At 57.1% G+C, this 17,061-nt stretch carries 11 protein-coding genes and 1 pseudogene; 4 read left to right on the top strand and 8 right to left on the bottom strand.

Annotated features, from left to right (window positions below; all coding sequences use genetic code 11):
• Positions 1-389 precede the first annotated feature (389 nt).
• Positions 390-1,685, top strand: coding sequence for a hypothetical protein (locus GRO01_RS10110; protein WP_062507760.1), 1,296 nt, complete (start codon positions 390-392; stop codon positions 1,683-1,685).
• A gap of 118 nt (positions 1,686-1,803) precedes the next feature.
• Positions 1,804-2,931, top strand: a complete 1,128-nt coding sequence (locus tag GRO01_RS10105; protein WP_167494589.1) for an acyltransferase family protein — start codon at positions 1,804-1,806, stop codon at positions 2,929-2,931.
• A gap of 273 nt (positions 2,932-3,204) precedes the next feature.
• Here GRO01_RS10105 and GRO01_RS10100 read toward each other — a convergent pair whose 3' ends face one another.
• The 6 genes and pseudogenes from GRO01_RS10100 to GRO01_RS10075 form a co-directional block, all read right to left on the bottom strand.
• Positions 3,205-5,658 carry a TonB-dependent receptor gene (locus tag GRO01_RS10100; RefSeq protein WP_062507756.1) on the bottom strand — a complete coding sequence of 818 codons (2,454 nt, stop codon included), beginning with the start codon at positions 5,656-5,658 and terminating at the stop codon, positions 3,205-3,207.
• Between the two features lie 174 nt (positions 5,659-5,832).
• A complete protein-coding gene (locus GRO01_RS10095) occupies positions 5,833-7,251 on the bottom strand; it encodes an NCS1 family nucleobase:cation symporter-1 (RefSeq protein ID WP_062507754.1) in 1,419 nt (472 codons plus the stop codon).
• Between the two features lie 44 nt (positions 7,252-7,295).
• The gene (locus GRO01_RS10090) at positions 7,296-8,558 is read right to left on the bottom strand and encodes a Zn-dependent hydrolase (protein ID WP_062507752.1); all 1,263 of its coding nucleotides are present in this window, start codon (positions 8,556-8,558) and stop codon (positions 7,296-7,298) included.
• 38 nt (positions 8,559-8,596) lie between these two features.
• A pseudogene (gene preA, locus GRO01_RS10085) lies at positions 8,597-9,881 on the bottom strand (NAD-dependent dihydropyrimidine dehydrogenase subunit PreA).
• Between the two features lie 3 nt (positions 9,882-9,884).
• A complete protein-coding gene (locus GRO01_RS10080) occupies positions 9,885-11,183 on the bottom strand; it encodes an NAD(P)-dependent oxidoreductase (RefSeq protein ID WP_062507887.1) in 1,299 nt (432 codons plus the stop codon).
• A gap of 201 nt (positions 11,184-11,384) precedes the next feature.
• The gene (locus tag GRO01_RS10075) at positions 11,385-12,074 is read right to left on the bottom strand and encodes a TetR/AcrR family transcriptional regulator (RefSeq protein WP_167494588.1); all 690 of its coding nucleotides are present in this window, start codon (positions 12,072-12,074) and stop codon (positions 11,385-11,387) included.
• A gap of 97 nt (positions 12,075-12,171) precedes the next feature.
• Between GRO01_RS10075 and hydA the strand changes: the two genes are divergently transcribed.
• A complete protein-coding gene (hydA, locus tag GRO01_RS10070; RefSeq protein ID WP_062507748.1) occupies positions 12,172-13,590 on the top strand; it encodes a dihydropyrimidinase in 1,419 nt (472 codons plus the stop codon).
• 59 nt (positions 13,591-13,649) lie between these two features.
• Here hydA and GRO01_RS10065 read toward each other — a convergent pair whose 3' ends face one another.
• Entirely contained in the window at positions 13,650-14,057 is a 408-nt protein-coding gene (locus tag GRO01_RS10065; protein WP_062507746.1) for a tautomerase family protein, read from the bottom strand.
• Between the two features lie 24 nt (positions 14,058-14,081).
• A complete protein-coding gene (locus tag GRO01_RS10060; protein ID WP_174787445.1) occupies positions 14,082-15,371 on the bottom strand; it encodes an aspartate aminotransferase family protein in 1,290 nt (429 codons plus the stop codon).
• A 227-nt stretch (positions 15,372-15,598) separates the two neighbouring features.
• Between GRO01_RS10060 and GRO01_RS10055 the strand changes: the two genes are divergently transcribed.
• Positions 15,599-17,023: an aminotransferase-like domain-containing protein gene (locus tag GRO01_RS10055; protein WP_062507742.1), complete on the top strand. Its 1,425-nt coding sequence runs from the start codon at positions 15,599-15,601 to the stop codon at positions 17,021-17,023.
• Positions 17,024-17,061: the final 38 nt, after the last annotated feature.

Raw genomic sequence — 17,061 nt, 5'->3', positions numbered from 1 at the left:
CGCGAATATCCTGATCATCCTGCTTGTGCGTTTCCAGATATGTCGCGGCTGTCATAATCGCTATTTGCCTGTCTGTGCAATTCTCCAGACCGGACGAATCGTGGTCAGAAAAACCCGATCTTTCCTGACGAGCCCACGAAAACAGATCGCCAGCATACATTCGGAAATTGGAAAAAACCGCGCTGATACCCGAGATTCCGGGAATTTCTGGCTATCTGCAATTTATAGAAAAAAAGCATTTAACGTCTTATTAATGAGAAAATATTTTTGAGATGTGCAAATTAAGCCAGCATTGATCCCGGATGAGAGTGCGCGGGTTGAATAATTCTGCACTCGAGCTTTGAACATAAGAATATCCGGGTTTCCCTGGAATATAGGATACTTGTCTAATGGCTTCTACTTACTGGACCGGCGGCACGAACGGCGATTTCTATAATGTCAAGAACTGGTCCACGGGCGCTTCCCCGACGACCTATCACGATGTCAATATTACCGGAACGAGCTCAACCGCCACAGCTGAAGCTGTCGCCGGAACGGCAAATTCGACGGCTGTTCCCAGCCTGACAATCGGTGATTACGGCACACTCGACATCACGGCGTCTTCCTGCACGTCCAGTGAAAGCTCGCCTGTTTTCTCGACGAGTTCTTTTCAGGTGTTCCAGTACGGCTCGATTGTAATCGATACGGGTTCGGCTGTTCAGCTTGGCGACATCAACGTCATGGACGGTACCATGACCATTGAGAACAACCGCAGTAACGTCTTTATGGGCGATGGCGAGCGACTGAACGGCAGCGGTACGCTGAACCTTGTCAATTCGACATTCGGAAGCCAGACGGACGGCGTCAACATCGCCAATTCGATGCATATCACCCTGTCTGGTGACAGCTCCGTTTACACGGGCTTCCTGGCAACCGGCGTTTCGGTCTCCTTTGACCCCAAGTCGAGCGAGCAGTTCTTCCTCAACGGCCAGGACACAACCGTTGATACCAGCTTCAGCAATGTTTCTGGCAAGACGGAATTCGGCATTACCGCCAACACGGGTGAAACTCCGCTTTCAGCTTCCTATGTCAAGAACACCGACGGCAGCTACAGCCTCGTTGTTCAGGAAAGCGACAATCATACGCTAACCCTGAGCAATGTCTCGATGGCTTCAGGCTATACCCCCGGTACGCTTCAGATTACGCAGGACAAGAGCGGAAACTATCTGATCTCTGATGCCTCGGCTGACAAAGGCAGCTCGGACAATAGTCATTGTGGCCACTGGGACCATAACAGCCATTCCGGCTGTGAAGGACATTCCGGTAAGGACGGACATTCCGGCTGGAATGGCCACAACGGAAGCTCAACGCACAATGACAATGGCAGCAGCACTGCCTGCGGTAGCCATAGCGGAAGCTGGGGCTGGGGCTCTGGCGGCTGCAGCGGAAGCGATCTTGCCTCCTCCATTCACAAGATCATTTCTGCAATGAACGGAGCTTTCTCGTCCTGCAGTGGATGGCAGTCAAGCGGTAGCGGTAGCAGCAACTGCTTCGGCGGCAGCTTCGGCAAGTCGGGCAACGCATGGGGCTGCTCCACCGCATCGACGAGCCACGCTGGTTCACAGGGTTGCTTCTCGTCGACCACACAGTCGGCTTCGCATTCGCAGGTTCCCGTGCTGCACAACACATCGCACTGGGGCTGCTGATCGTTTCGGCACTTAGCCTGTTTCTACATAGAAAAGGGAGCACCCGTATCCGGGTGCTTCCTTTTTTTATTTCAGCTGCTTTATAACGAACTAAATTTTGCGGGAGAAAAAAGTAACGGTGTCTCATTCGATTGGAAAATCATTCAAAGCGACAAAATCCTTTGACCATCATATTCCATCCCTCCAGTCACTGCGGGGAATTGCTTCCCTGATCGTATTACTACGACACTATGTGCTTTGCTTTCCTGTAAGCAGTTCTTTCTGGCTTACATTTGAGGACGTTGTCCTCAACTCCCATGCTGCAGTCGTTGTATTTTTTGTTCTGAGCGGCTTTGTCCTGTCACCTTCCTTTTTCAGAAAACCACTCGAAATCAGAGAAATTGCGGGTTTTTATACACGCCGCATCTTTCGAATACTGCCTCTCCTGATGGTCGTCACCGCCTTATCCCTGATTTACGTAAAGTCGAGTCTCTCGGAAAGAAACGTGCCATTCCTCAATACCTGGTTTCAGGGATTGTTGCCTCATGGACTGCCTTTATCCGGCTTTACCATAATCAAATGCTTTATTGGCATGAACAGTGCTCTCGTCCCTCAGAACTGGACGATTACCTGCGAAATTATGGTCGCATTTGTATTGCCTTTTTTTATCAAGGCTTGCACCGGGCGCGTATGGATGGCAGCGCTCACTACTGCAATATTTGCAGGACTGTCTTTTCTTGTAGCTGATGGCGGCGGAAAGACTCTGCCAGTTTTTTATGCTGTAGACTTCATTATTGGCATTCTAACATTTAAAATTCTGGAATCGCATAAAGGAAACTACCCTGATGTATTCTTCTATCTTGCTGTAATTGGCCTGTTTGGCGTTCGAGGAACACTGGGGCTATTCCCCCACCAGGGCGAAATCCCATTTCACGATCCCTTATGCAGCCTGATTGAAGCCCTTTTTTCTGCAGTCATTATTTATGGACTAGCGACAAAAAATCATATGTCCAGAGTTCTGTCGCACCGCTGGCTGTCTCGAATTGGCGATATATCGTTTGGAATATACCTTTTCCATTTTCTGGTGATTGTCATTGTTGCACGTCTGGTAAGCCCTCTCCTGCTTTCAGAGCCCCTGTCCGTGCAGATTTCAGTCATGCTGCTTCCTGTCCTGATCATTTCGTTTATATCAGCCTCTTTCTGCTTTCATTTCATTGAAATGCCAGCCAACAGGATCGGTCGAACACTTCAGAAATACATCCGATAAACCGCAACAGCAGTCCCGTGTCACTGCTCACAGGGCCTGCTGTTGTGCTTCGTTGGAAATCAGCCGCAGCCGCTTAGTCTGTTCGTATCAGTCAATACAGATCACTCATCTTCAGGCGCCTCGCAGCGCCTGAATGGACATGCATTTCAATCGCCGAACCAGCGAAATTCATGTCTGCTCCGCCATACTCAACAGCTTCACAGCACTCGCCTCACATACACGTAGTCGGGCAGGCACAATTTATCGATTGTGCCTGGTGAGGCCCCTTGCGTTTTAGAAGCCGGTCGAGAGCGTGACCATCGCGCTGAATGGTACCTGGAGGTAATAGCTCGGGGCAGATCCTGCAATCGTACCGCCGAAAACACCCTTCGTCGCATTCGCATTCGTCGTGAAACCGTAAACGCCGCTACGGAACTTGGCCCCCGTCAGGTTCTGCATGTTCAGCTGGATCTGCGGCGATTTCAGGAAACCCGTATTGTGGAAGCGGTATCCCATGCCGACATTGTTCGTGATGTACTGCGGAATGGCATTATCGTTCATGAACGTGGCGTACTGCTTGCCCACATACTTGACCTGCCCGGAAAACCAGAAACTGCCATCGTCGTAATCTATGCCGATCCCCGCCATCTCATGCGGAGAACGAATGGCCGTCTTGCCTTTGGTCGGCAGAAAGTCACTGGTCCCACTGGTCGTGGTCGCCGCGATATTATTGTCGATGGTCGAGTGCAGATATTCAAATGTCACGTATGGACGCAGATGATGCCAGATCGGACGCGTGCTGAGCTGGATATCAACACCCCGCGTCGTCTGCCCACCGGCGTTGACGGTCTGGCTGTAGGACGCCCCGTTCGCCGTCCCGCCCAGATAATAATTCAGAGACTGCTGGCGGTTGGACAGATTGTAGTTGAAGAAGGACACTGACCCGATAATGACATCGCCATTATAACGGTAGCCCAGTTCTTCCTCGATCGTATATTCGGGATTGCTGGGACCACCGAGCTGTGTCTTCGTTTTCCCGGTGCCGTAATAATCCACAAGAGACGTATTGGACGGCATTTTGAAATTGGTGCTGCCGGAAACAAAGATCTGGTTCTTGCGATCAAAGTTCCAGGATAACCCGATCTGCGGCAGCGGCTCCGCACTATGCAGGTTCCGGTTATAGGTCGTGCCGGGCGTATAGTTGTAGGTCCGGCGCGTCACCATGGCTTCCTTGAAGCCCAGAACGATCTTCAGACGGTCATTGAAATATTTCATCTCATCGCCGACGAACAGCATGTTCACCTGCGTCAGGGTCAGGAAGTTGCGGACGTTATAATCCTGTCCCGTCGTCGTCTGAAGAATACCGCTCGTGCCCCAGATGTTGGCCGGCTCTCCAGTCGTCTGACTCACACTCCCATAGGGAGAGAACTGAAGCTCGTTGGAATATTCATACCACCACCCCATGGAAAGATCATGGTGCCGGTCCGGCCTGTAATGCAGGGAAAGCGTGTTGCCGGTACGGAACTGTTCCTGGTTGGACGGCGTCAGTGCAAGCGCACGGCTGGCACCATTCAGATCCAGTGTCACAGACTGATTGCCAAGGCCGGTCGAAGCATTCACCAGCCCTGCCCCCGTGCCGTTTCCAATTCCATGCCAGAAATAAAGAGAGTCATCGACCGTAATGTTCGGAGAAACCACGATATGGGTGGGCAACACCGCAACCACGTTCCGGAACGGGTTGACATGGAGCCGGTAATAATTGGCCCCTGAACTCACGCCCGTATAATCCGCCACGTAGTTGTTGCTGTAACCGGACTTCAGGTAGTTGGGCAGGCTCGGGTTGAGATAGGAATCATTGACCTGGTCGTTATACGACACTGTCAGACCGGTATGACTTCCATTGCTGAAATCCTTTACAGCCTTGAAGTCATAATGGAACTTCTCCGCCTGCCCGGGGCCGCGATACTGGTTGGCCTTTGTATGGCTGAAAGCAAACATGGCCCTGATGCCGCTGTTTCCGATATAGCCGGAGTTCAGGCGCAGAAACTCGCGGAACGTATCGAACGAACCGAAGGAAACATCCAGCAGTCCCCCTGCGCGCGTCGTCGGATTCGTCATGGTCATGCTGGTCAGACCGGCAGACGCATTCACCACAGGACTGTTGATATCAACCGAACCGGGCTGAAGCGAGACATTCTCCAGATCCTCGGATTCCAGAACTTCGTTCGCATAGAACTGGCCGCCACCAATATCATTCAGCGGCGCGCCATCGAGCATCCAGCCCACTTCGCTCTGGTCAAATCCCCGGACATTGACCTGCCCGGAATACAGCCCCGCCGGATCCTGCTGCGCAACGTTCACACTTGGCAGCATCGCAATAAGCTGCTGGACGTTCGCGGAGGGCATCTGCTTTGCGATAAAATCGCGCGTGACAGTCTGGACGGCCTTCGCCGCTGTTTCGACCCGCATCAGGCCACCGCCCGGCGAACGCGTCCGCGTGCTGCGCCCGGAAACGTTGACTTCCTCGACCTTGCCAGCCGCCGTCATGTCGTGCGGAGTTTTTCTCACCGCGGGTGCAGCCGAAGCTGCAGCCTTACCCGAACCCGATGCCGACCTGCTGCCGGAAGGTGTCGCAGAAGAAGGCTTATGGGATGTCTGGTCCGGGGATGCCGCATGCGCAGCCACACTGGCCAGTGCCGTGCCCGCAAGAAGGGTTACATAACAGGTTCGGATAAAAGGAAGCGACATGGAAACGCGTTTTCCTTCAGAGGACGTATCCTGCAACATTCTGCTGCAAAGGCACGGGGCTGAAACATTGTGAAGCTGACTAAACAGTCAAATTAGTATCAAGTCCGGACGGAAGACACAATGATTCGAATCTGCAACGTATGATTTCTTCACCGAACTGTCATGGAGCGCCGGTCATCTGATCTGTACGCTCCGTTTCTGCCAGTCGCAGGTCAGGCCCAGATACAGTCCAAACCCGATGAAAATCCCAGCAAACCAGGACACATTCCCCAGGGCATGCAGAGCTGGCACCACCTGCCCAGCCGAAGCGACAGCGCCCCCCACCACCAAAGTAATGACCGCCGGCAGATGCCAGCCTCCCCGGCCGTCATAGACATCCCCGTGCCGGTAAAGCGCACCCACATCAAGTGTTTGCCGCCGGACAATATAATAATCAGCCAGCATAATACCGGTCACAGGCCCCAGGGTACCACCGATGACATCAAGCATCCGATAAATGTTATCGGCATGATCGAACCAGAGCCAGGGTACGAAGAAAACGCCCAGCGCAAGAACAAGCCGGCTGGCCCGATTGAAATCAAGGTGGCGAGGAAAGAGATTGATAAGATCGTAGGACGCGGGAAGAATATTGGCGACCACATTCACGGACAGTGTCGCCAGAATGAGCGTGGCCCCGCCGATGACCGTAACAAGAGGCTGATTGAGCGCGAGCAGAAGCGCTGTCGGATTCCAGATCGGCCGCCCGAACAGCAGAACAGTCGCCGACGTGGTAATGATGGCCATCGGAGTGAAAACAAGCGCCGTCAGTGGCAGACCGATGGCCTGCCCGATGACCTGATCCCGCTGGGACCGGACAAACCGCGAGAGATCCGGGATATTCACGGCGAATGTCGCCCACATCCCGATCATGCCCGTCACGCCCAGCGCAAACGTCGCCACGAAGGCCAACCCGTGCAGCCGGGACGGGACGGAAAACAGCGGCCCCAGACCATGCCCCACCCGCAGTCCCCAGACTGTCGCGATAAGCCCCACCACAATGACCAGTGGCCCTGCAACCAGCTCGAAGTTCTTGATACGATGGACACCATGGCTCGAAATCCAGGCATGAAGCGCCCAGATGATCGCCATCGACGCCCAGCGCTTTTCGGGCATCCCCAGAACAGGCGTAGTGAAAGACGCCCATGTCGCACTCAGCGTGGACAGAATGGCATCCATCGCCTGTGTGGCGGCATAAGCCTGAACGGAAAACCAGAAAACCGCACAAAATCCCCGCAGGACAACCGGAATCTGTGCCCCTTTCGGCCCGAAAGCAGAACGGATCAGGACACAGAACGGAATCCCATACTGCGTTCCGGGCCGCGCATTAAGCCACATCGTCACGAAGAGGATCGCATAGGCAACGGCCACGACTTCCAGACATTCCCACGCTGAAAGACCAAGCGCCATAAGACCGGCCGCCGCTTCATAGGCCACGATATTATGGACCATCCCCATCCAGACCGTGGCCATGTTCAGCCATGACCAGTTCCGCTTCTCCGGCGCAACCGGGGCAAGTTCCTCGTTATAGAGATCCGCTGCAAAACCCGGCTTCATCAACGCCCCTCCCCAGTCTCAAAAAATCCGGCCAGCCGCGCCTGTCAGAGACGCATATCCGTCTCCAGCACAGCCCGGAGAAGCACATTGGCACCGGCCGTCACATCGTCAGGCTCGGCACTTTCTTCCTCGTTATGACTGAGCCCTCCGGCACAGGGCACAAAAATCATCGCAGTCGGAGCAACCTGCGCCATATAGGTCGCATCATGCCCCGCACCCGAAACGATCCGCCGGGCCGGATAACCCAGCGCATCAGCCGCACGCGCGACGGATGCAATGCATTCCGGATCGAACTGAACCGCAGGCGTATCCCATACCCGCGCAATCTCCAGCGTCAGACCGGCCGCTTCGGCCAGCTCCGACGCCTGTGCATAAAACGCCTCTTCCATTTTCTGGACAATGCTGTCGTCCGGATCACGGAAATCGACCGCAAAAAACACGTCCCCCGGAACGACATTGCGACTGTTCGGCCTGTTCTCGATCAACCCGACCGTCCCCACCGCATCCGGACCATGCTCCAGCGCGATTGTCTGCACGGCATCAATCAGACGCGCGGCCGTCACCAGAGCATCCGCCCGCATCCGCATGGGCGTGCTCCCGGCATGGGAATCCCGTCCCGTAAGCGTAACCTCGTACCAGCGCATACCCTGCACACCCGTCACGATCCCGATCGTCTTATGCTCGACTTCAAGGATCGGCCCCTGCTCGATATGCAGTTCGAAATACGCCGCCACAGGATGTGCGCCACAGACCTCCACACCACGATACCCGATGCCCTCAAGCGCATCCCCGAAACGCACGCCTTCCCGATCCTTCGTATCAAGCGCCTCCTGCTCCGTAAAAACACCCGCAAACACACCAGAGGACAGCATGGCGGGCGCAAAACGCGACCCTTCCTCGTTCGTCCAGTTGATCAACTCGATCGGATGACGTGTCTCCCGCCCCGTTTCATGCAGCGTCCGCAGAACCGCCAGACCACCCAGAACACCGACAATTCCGTCGAATTTCCCACCGGTCGGCTGCGTATCGAGATGACTCCCCATCGTAATGGGCGGCAGCGTCTCCTCCGTTCCGGGACGCCGCGCGAACTGGTTCCCCATGGAATCATGGGACACCGTACATCCCAGCGCCTCACAGGCCCGGACAAACCAGTCCCGGACCTGACGGTCCTCCTCCGTCAGCGCAAGGCGCCGGATTCCACCCTTCGGCGTCCCACCAAACCGTGCCGTCTCCAGAATATCCTCCCAGAGCTTCACGCCATTCACGGTAACATTGCCAACCGCGCCAGATGCAGACTGCGTGCTCATTGTCGTTCTCCGTTTTCGGGTTTCTCGTGTCCGGGCGATCAGCCCGCTTTTGCAGGGATCTTGCTCATCGGATTGTTGGGATGCTCGTTCCATGTCTGAACATCCTCGACAGGCTGCGGCACCATCGTGATGCAGTCATCCACCGGGCACACATGCGCACAGAGGTTACAGCCCACACATTCCTCATCAATGACTTCATAATGACGCTCGCCATTCAGCAGCGTCTTCGAAATGGCCTGATGGGACGTATCCTCACACGCAATATGGCAAAGACCACATTTGATGCAGGCTTCCTGATCAATGGATGCAAGCGTTTTGAACTTCAGGTTGAGCTGGTTCCAGTTGACGAAATTCGGAACAGCACGCCCCGTCACATCCGCGATCGTCTCGAAGCCCTTCTCGTCCATCCAGTTGGACAGGCCATCGATCATGTCCTCCACGATCCGGAATCCATAATGCATCGCCGCCGTGCACACCTGAAGCGACGTCGCCCCCATGACCAGGAACTCGGCCGCATCCCGCCAGTTCGAGATTCCCCCGATCCCCGAAATCGGCAGAACGGACGTATCGGGCGTCCGCGCAATCTCCCCCAGCATCCGCAGGGCAATCGGCTTCACCGCAGGCCCGCAATAACCGCCATGCGTCCCCCGCCCGTCCACAACCGGCATCGGCGCCATCGCATCCAGATCAACCCCCACCACGGACTGGATGGTGTTGATCAGCGAAACCGCATCAGCCCCCCCCCCCGCGCAGGGCCGCCCGGGCCGGATTGAGGATATTCGTGATATTCGGCGTCAGCTTCACGATCACCGGCATCCGCGTATACTGCTTGCACCACCGCGTCACCATTTCCACATATCCCGGAACCTGCCCGACCGCGGATCCCATGTTCCGCTCGGACATGCCATGCGGACAGCCAAAGTTCAGCTCGATGCCATCCGCTCCCGTCTCCTCGACAAGCGGAAGGATGCGCTTCCAGCTTTCCTCCACACACGGAACCATGATGCTGACGATGATGGCACGGTCCGGATAATCCTTCTTGACGGCCTTGATCTCCGCCAGATTGACCGCCAGCGGACGATCCGTGATGAGCTCGATGTTGTTAAGCCCGGCCATGCGCTGCCCGTTATAGCGGGTGGCCCCGTAACGGCTGCTGACATTCACAACCGGCGGATCCTCGCCCAGCGTCTTCCACACCACCCCACCCCAGCCGGCTTCCAGAGCCCGGCGGACATTGTATTCCTTGTCGGTCGGCGGCGCCGACGCCAGCCAGAACGGATTGGGAGAACGGATACCAGCGATATTGGTGCTCAGATCGGCCATGTCTCAGTTCCCCGCCTTCATCAGATCCGCCGTGATGGCTTCAGCAGCATTGCGACCGTCACGGACAGCTGCCACGGTCAGATCCTCGCCCGCCGTGCAGTCTCCACCGGCATACACGCCCGTCATGGTTGTCCGCCCTTCGGCATCCACCCTGATGCGGCCACCCTCGATAACGATTTCGTCTTCAGCCAGCGGGTCCGGCAGGAACAGCTGTCCCACCGCCTTGAGAACCATATCCGCCTCAAGCGTATAGTCCCCCTGATCGTAAACCGCCCGCCCGTCCTTCACGACACCACGGGCAAAGGTAACGGACGCAACCCCATCCTCCGTCCCGTCGATCCGCATGGGAGCCGACCAGTACCGGATCGTAACGTCGTTCGTCTGCGCCCATTCCTGCTCGACCGTCGTTGCGGACATGTTTTCCGCCGCCCGGCGATAGACCAGCGTGACCTCCTCCGCTCCCAGACGCTTCGCCTGAACAGCAGCATCAATGGCGGTATTTCCACCCCCGATCACAACCACACGCCGCCCGACGGCTACATCCGATTTCGTTGGAGAGGCTCGCAGATCCTCAATGAACTCCACGGCATTGCGGACACCCGGAAAATACTCCCCGGCAATCCCCAGCGCCCTGACACCGGCATGACCGATCCCGAGGAATACGGCGTCATACTCCGCCCTCAGAGATGCCAGCGTGATGTCCCGCCCAAGCACCATCTCGTTCTCGATTGTGATCCCGCCAATGGACAGGACAAACGCCACTTCCTTCTGCGCGAACTCATCCGCCAGCTTGTAAGCGGCAACACCGTACTCGTTCAGGCCACCCGCTCGGGGCCGCGCATCGAATACGACAACATCATGCCCCTGCATGGCCAGCCGGTGCGCACAGGCCAGACCCGCAGGCCCCGCCCCCACAACGGCAATCCGCTTTCCCGTCAGCGGCGCCCGGCTGAACGGCTGTGCGCCCGCCCGCATCTGCCAGTCCGTGGCATGACGCTGAAGCGCCCCGATCTGGATGGGCCGGTCTTCCTGCGTGTTACGGACACATTTGCCTTCACAGAGGATTTCCGTCGGACAGACCCGCGCACAGGACCCACCGAAAATGTTCGACTCCAGAATCGTCCGTGCCGAACCCGGAATATTCCCTGTCGAGATTTTCTTGATGAAGCCGGGAATATCAATCCCGGTCGGACACGCCTCGATACAGGGGGCATCGTAACAGAAATAACACCGATCGGACTCGATGGTGGCCTGCCCCTCCGTCAAAGGCGGATGAGCATCTGAGAAATTCCGTGCCAGCATGTCCGGCGGCAGGCGGTTTGCGGTGATATTCGGAGTCTGATCCACGAAGAAAACTCTCCACCATGGGCGTTTCGTGACACACCATGACTGAGTTCAGACCGATTCCGCAACGTAAACTTGACCACATGGTCAGGAAATTACATCCTTCTCAGACAATAATCATTTCCGGCCGCCAGACAGGGAGACATTTCCTTGCCGAAATCACGCCCGATCTTCAATATCGTTGCAAAACCCCAGAACAAGACGCAGGATCGTCTGCAGACCTGCCTCGAAATCGGAGTCATGCAGCACGGCATGACCCGTCACCGCGCTTATCTGCGCACTCATGTCCGCATAGGCCTGCGTCATTGACCAGATCGCAAACATCAGATGCACCGGATCAATGGCCGGCATCTGGCGCTCCCTGTGCCAGACCTCAAATGTCCGTGCCCGTCTCGCAACGTGTTCGCGCAGGGTTGTAGACAGATAATGATGGATATTTCCCGCGCCCTGCAAAACCTCGTAGGCAAAGATCCGCGATGCATCCGGCCGCTCGCGGGAAAACGCCATTTTCGCCCGGATATATCCCTCAAATCCTTCCCGCGCCCGCCGCTCCGGCACCAGCCAGTCATCGGCATCCCGCAGCCAGAACGTCATGATGTTTTCGAGGACGCTGCAATAGAGCTCCTCTTTCGTCCCGAAATAGTAATGGATGTTCGGCTTCGGAACCCCCGCTTCGCGGGCAATTTCATTCACGCTCGCCCCGCGGAAACCATGCAGTCCGAACACACGCTCGGCTGCCGCAAGAATGGCCGCTTCAGCCGCCTGACGGGGAATGCCCGGGCGGGGCGTTCCCGGGCGGGTCCTGTGAACGGCCCTGCCGACAGAAGAAGGAGGAAGAGTCTCGGTCATACAGACATCGTTCTCCCCTTTCCCCCCGCTGACAAGACCAGACATGTCCTGATCACCCGAAATCCCGTCTCCACCCTCCCTGCACAAGGATAAACCCATGCTTCTCATCCGTGGTGGTACCGTCGTAACGGCCGAAACGGCCCACAGGGCAGACGTCCTGTGTGACGACGCACGCAGGATCGTCGCCGTCGGCCCTGATCTGGAAGCCCCCTCGGGCTGCGACACCCTTGATGCGGGCGGCCTGCTGGTCATGCCCGGAGGCATCGACCCGCACACCCATATGGAAATGCCCTTCATGGGCTCCGTCGCAAGCGAGGACTTCTATACGGGCACCTCCGCGGGCGTCGCTGGCGGCACAACGACCATCATTGATTTCGTCATCCCCGAACCCGGACATTCTCTCCTCGGCGCCTGGAAAGACTGGCGCCGCAAGGCGGAAAAATCCGTCTCCGACTACTCGTTTCACGTCGCGGTCACACACTGGGACGAGAAAGTCCATGAAGACATGGCCACTCTGACCCGGGACTGCGGCGTCAATTCCTTCAAACACTTCATGGCCTATAAAAACGCCCTGATGGTGGATGATGACGTCCTCCTGCACTCCATCAGCCGCGCGCTCGAACTCGGCGCCTTGTGCAACATCCATGCGGAAAACGGGGACGCCGTCGCATACCTTCAGGCCGATCTTCTCAAACGCGGTGTGACAGGCCCGCAGGCGCACCCAATCTCCCGGCCACCCTCCGTGGAAGGCGAAGCCGCACAGCGCGTCATCGCCATCGCAGGACTGCTCGGCGCCCCGATCTACATCGTGCATGTCTCAACGGAAGAAGCCGCCGCGGCCATCGCCGCAGCCCGCGCCCGTGGCCAGCGCGTCTATGGCGAAGTCCTGGCCCAGCATCTCGTGATCGACGACAGCGTTTACGCGGACCCGAACTGGCTCGGCGCGGCCCAGCACGTCATGAGCCCGCCCTTCCGCCCAAAACATCATCAGAAAGCCCTGTGGGCAGGACTGGCTTCCGGCCAACTTCAGACCACCGCCACGGATCACTGCTGCTTCTGCGCCGGGCAGAAGGAACAGGGACTGAACGATTTCACGAAAATCCCCAATGGCACCCCGGGCATTGAAGACCGGATGAGCGTCCTGTGGCACCACGGCGTGCGGACCGGAAAACTGACCCCGCAGGAATTCGTGGCCATCACCTCCACCAACACGGCGAAGATCTTCAACATCCATCCCCGCAAGGGCAGCGTCTCCGCAGGCGCGGACGCCGATCTCGTCCTGTGGGATCCGCAGGCCAGCCGGACGGTCTCCGCAAAAACCCACCACCAGAATGTCGATTACAACATTTATGAAGGCATGACCCTGACCGGTCTGGCCCGATACACCATCAGCGGCGGAAAAATCGCCTGGGCCGATAACGACCTGCGCGTAACACGCGGCGCGGGCCGGTATGTGGAACGGCCCTGTTTCAGCCCGGACATGCAGGCCGCCATCCACCGCAAGAGCACGCCCTGACGTAACTTTGGCCCCGGATCAGGGCTCTCCTGATCCGGGACCGTTCAAACACCCGGCACTTACTCCGGCTTTTTGCCACCCAGCTCCCCCGTCAGAAACTGCGCACGACCATAGCCGAAGGACCAGTGAGCATCTTCGTTCTCAACAACGGAGATCATCACGTCCGAAGGCGCAATCCCACAATCCGCCTCCAGCCGCTCCACCAGCAGCCGGTAGAACAGCGCATTGGCATCTTCCCCGCGCGGCCGGCTGAACACCTGCAACAGCACGACATTTCCGGTCCGCGGAATATCCAGTCCGGTATCCTCCACGATCATGCGGGAGGGCTTGTGCTCCGAGACGATCTGATAACGGTCCCCGCGCGGAACCCTGAACGCCTCCAGCATGGCCTCATGGGCCGCATCGAGAAGCGCCCTGATTTCACGGTCGGAACGGCCTTCAACAAGGTGAAAATGCAGAAGTGGCATGTCTTGTCCTCACAGGATGTATTTTCAGGAAACGGACTGGATCAGACGGCGGACACCATCAATCATCCCGCGAAGCTGCTCCGGGGTCGAAATAAACGGAGGACCGAAGGAAATCGTGTCGCCCGTGCAGCGCAGAAGCAGACCTTCGCGCAGACCGCGCTCGAAAATGGCCAGCCCCCGCGCACCGGGCGCACCCTCCGCAGGGACCAGATCCACTCCCGCCGTCAGTCCCATGTTACGGATGTCCCTGACGGCAGGAAGATCGCGCAACCCGTGTACCGCCTCTTCCAGAACCGGCTCCAGTGCACGGACACGCGCGAAAAGGCATTCTTCCTCCATGACATCCAGAACCGCATGGGCCACCGCCGTCGCCATCGGATGGCCGGAATAGGTATAGCCATGCGCGAACTCGATGGCATTTTCCGGACCGGTCATGAACGTGTTATAGATTTCATCAGTCACAATCACGCCCCCCATCGGGACAATGCCGTTGGTGACGGCTTTCGCGAACGTGATCATGTCCGGCGTCACGTCAAAACGCTGCGCCGCGAAGTTTTCGCCCATACGGCCGAAACCCGTAATAACCTCATCAAAAATCAGCAGGATGCCATGTTTCGTGCAGATCTCCCGCAACCTGCGCAGATACCCCACAGGCGGCACGATCACCCCCGTCGATCCCTGCACCGGTTCTACAATCAGCGCCGCAATCGTCGAGGCGTCATGCAGCCCGACCAGCCGCTCCAGATCCTCGGCATGATCCGCGCCCCATTCCGGCTGACCCCGTGAAAACGCCATGTGTTCGGGGTTATAGGTATGCCGCAGATGATCCACGCCCGGCATCATGCCCGAAGCGAACATCTTGCGGTTCGGGACAATCCCGCCAACGGACATGCCGCCAAAACCAACACCATGATACCCGCGCTCACGCCCGATCATGCGAAAGCGCTGCCCCTCCTGCCGCAGCCGATGATACCCAAGCGCGATCTTCAGCGCCGTATCCACCGCTTCGGAGCCGGAATTGGCAAAAAAGACATGATCCATCCCGTCCGGCGCAAGGCCGGCGATCCGCTCCGCCAGATGCACTGTCTGCGGATTCGTGAGCTGGAACGGCGGCGCATAATCCAGTGTCTCGGCCTGCGTCTTCAGCGCCTCCACAATCCGGGGATGCGCATGCCCCAGCGGGGAACACCACAGCCCCGAAAGCGTATCGAAAAGCTCCGTGCCATCCGGCGTATAATAATAAGGCCCCTTCGCAGACGTCAGAAGCCGTGCCTGCGGATCGGCCCGGACCCTGCGATTGGCCGTAAAGGGCATCCAGTACGTGCCCTTGCGGATAGTCTCAACACAGTCAAATCCGTTGGTCAGTTTCGACACGATACGCCTCGCAGACTGATGATGGGTGCATACATGAACAGGCCTGGTGCGCCAGCCCCGTCACATCAGAAAAAAGGCTATCCCGAATATGAAACGAACTGAATATATACAGTCAGGGAAATATGAGCCTAGTCTGTACTGCAAGAACGACCGGTACAGTCAGACCCATGATCCAGACAGACCCCCATTCCCCCACCCCTCTAGTCACCCAGATCGTCCAGCAGGTCACAACCCTGGTCCGCAGCCAGAACTGGACACCCGGCACCCGCCTACCGTCCATCCGCCACCTCGCCCGACAATGCAGTGTCAGTCCCCTTACTGTCTCCAATGCCTATAATCGTCTTGTAGCCGATGGGATCTTGGAAGCTCGCAGGGCAAGCGGCTTTTTCGTGGCCAGACACAGGGAGCATGTAACTGACAATACAGTCATACATTCTGACATTACCCCATCCATCGATTCCTCATGGATGCTCCAGCGGGCTTATGAAAACAACGCGTCCGTCGTTCAGGCAGGATGTGGGTGGCTGCCGGACAGCTATCTTTTCCGCGAGGGTATCCGTCATGCCTTTACAGCGCTGGGGCGTCGTCCCGATCCGGAGATGTCAGGGTATGGCAATCCTTATGGTCATGCCGGCCTCCGGGAGTTGATCCGCCTGCTCCTGCTGCGACAGGGCATCAGATGTGACCTGCCGGCTCTCATCCTCACGCATGGCGCCAGTCAGGCTCTGGAACTGAGCATCAGATGTCTGACCCAACCAGGAGACACTGTACTTGTAGAAGATCCCGGTTACTGCAACCTCTTCCCGACCCTCGAAGCGCTTGGCCTTCGGACCATCGGCATTCCACGCTTTCACGATGGCCCCTGTCTGGCAACACTGGAACGTATTGCCAGAACGGAGCAGCCGAAAGCCTTTATTCTCAATACCCGGTTGCATAACCCGACTGGTACGAATTGCAGTCCGTCCGTCACGCATCATGTCCTGAGCCTGGCCGAACGTCATGATTTCATGATTATCGAAGATGACATTTTTGGTGGCCTTGCGGACGAGAACACTCCCACGCTGGCACATCTGGACCAGTTGGAACGGGTCATCTTCATCAGCAGTTTTTCCAAAACGATTTCACCAGGGCTACGGGTCGGATTCCTGGCCTGTCCGGCGAAGATCGCCGCACGAATCCTGCATCTTAAGATGGCCAGCAGTCTGACAAGCAGTTCCATGAACGAGGCCATCGTTCATACCATTCTCGCAGACGGGCGACACCGATTGCATCTGGAGAGATTGCGGGAAAAACTGGCCACCACCCGAAAGACGGCCATATCGTCTCTGGAAGCTGCCGGTCTGGAAATTTTCTCATATCCCGAAGGCGGCATGTTCCTGTGGGCACGCTTTTGCACAGACCTGGACCCAGTGCCTGTTGCCCGGAAAGCCGCCGAACAGGCCATCATGCTCGCTCCCGGCTTCCTGTTCAGCCCTAATCAGAGGCAGACTTCCTGGCTCCGTTTCAATACAAGCCAGATGAACTCGCCAAAGCTTTTCCGCTGCCTTGCAGAGATCACATCCAGTCAGAATAACGCACAAAAACCCCGCTAAGCCGTTGACTTAGCGGGGTTTTTGAGACTGATGGCTAT

Origin of the sequence: Gluconobacter roseus NBRC 3990 (assembly GCF_006538885.1) — a bacterium.
In the GTDB taxonomy this organism is placed as follows: domain Bacteria; phylum Pseudomonadota; class Alphaproteobacteria; order Acetobacterales; family Acetobacteraceae; genus Gluconobacter; species Gluconobacter roseus.
The sequence above is the reverse complement of the archived record's forward strand: the minus strand, read 5'-3'. Positions and strand labels throughout refer to the sequence as shown.

Excerpts from the sequence above, each read along its gene's own strand:
- GRO01_RS10110 (WP_062507760.1), top strand. The coding sequence starts at position 390 with ATGGCTTCTACTTACTGGACCGGCGGCACGAACGGCGATTTCTATAAT.
- GRO01_RS10100 (WP_062507756.1), bottom strand. The coding sequence starts at position 5,658 with ATGTCGCTTCCTTTTATCCGAACCTGTTATGTAACCCTTCTTGCGGGC.
- GRO01_RS10095 (WP_062507754.1), bottom strand. The coding sequence starts at position 7,251 with ATGAAGCCGGGTTTTGCAGCGGATCTCTATAACGAGGAACTTGCCCCG.
- GRO01_RS10090 (WP_062507752.1), bottom strand. The coding sequence starts at position 8,558 with ATGAGCACGCAGTCTGCATCTGGCGCGGTTGGCAATGTTACCGTGAAT.
- GRO01_RS10080 (WP_062507887.1), bottom strand. The coding sequence starts at position 11,183 with ATGCTGGCACGGAATTTCTCAGATGCTCATCCGCCTTTGACGGAGGGG.
- GRO01_RS10075 (WP_167494588.1), bottom strand. The coding sequence starts at position 12,074 with ATGACCGAGACTCTTCCTCCTTCTTCTGTCGGCAGGGCCGTTCACAGG.
- hydA (WP_062507748.1), top strand. The coding sequence starts at position 12,172 with ATGCTTCTCATCCGTGGTGGTACCGTCGTAACGGCCGAAACGGCCCAC.
- GRO01_RS10065 (WP_062507746.1), bottom strand. The coding sequence starts at position 14,057 with ATGCCACTTCTGCATTTTCACCTTGTTGAAGGCCGTTCCGACCGTGAA.
- GRO01_RS10060 (WP_174787445.1), bottom strand. The coding sequence starts at position 15,371 with ATGCCCTTTACGGCCAATCGCAGGGTCCGGGCCGATCCGCAGGCACGG.
- GRO01_RS10055 (WP_062507742.1), top strand. The coding sequence starts at position 15,599 with ATGATCCAGACAGACCCCCATTCCCCCACCCCTCTAGTCACCCAGATC.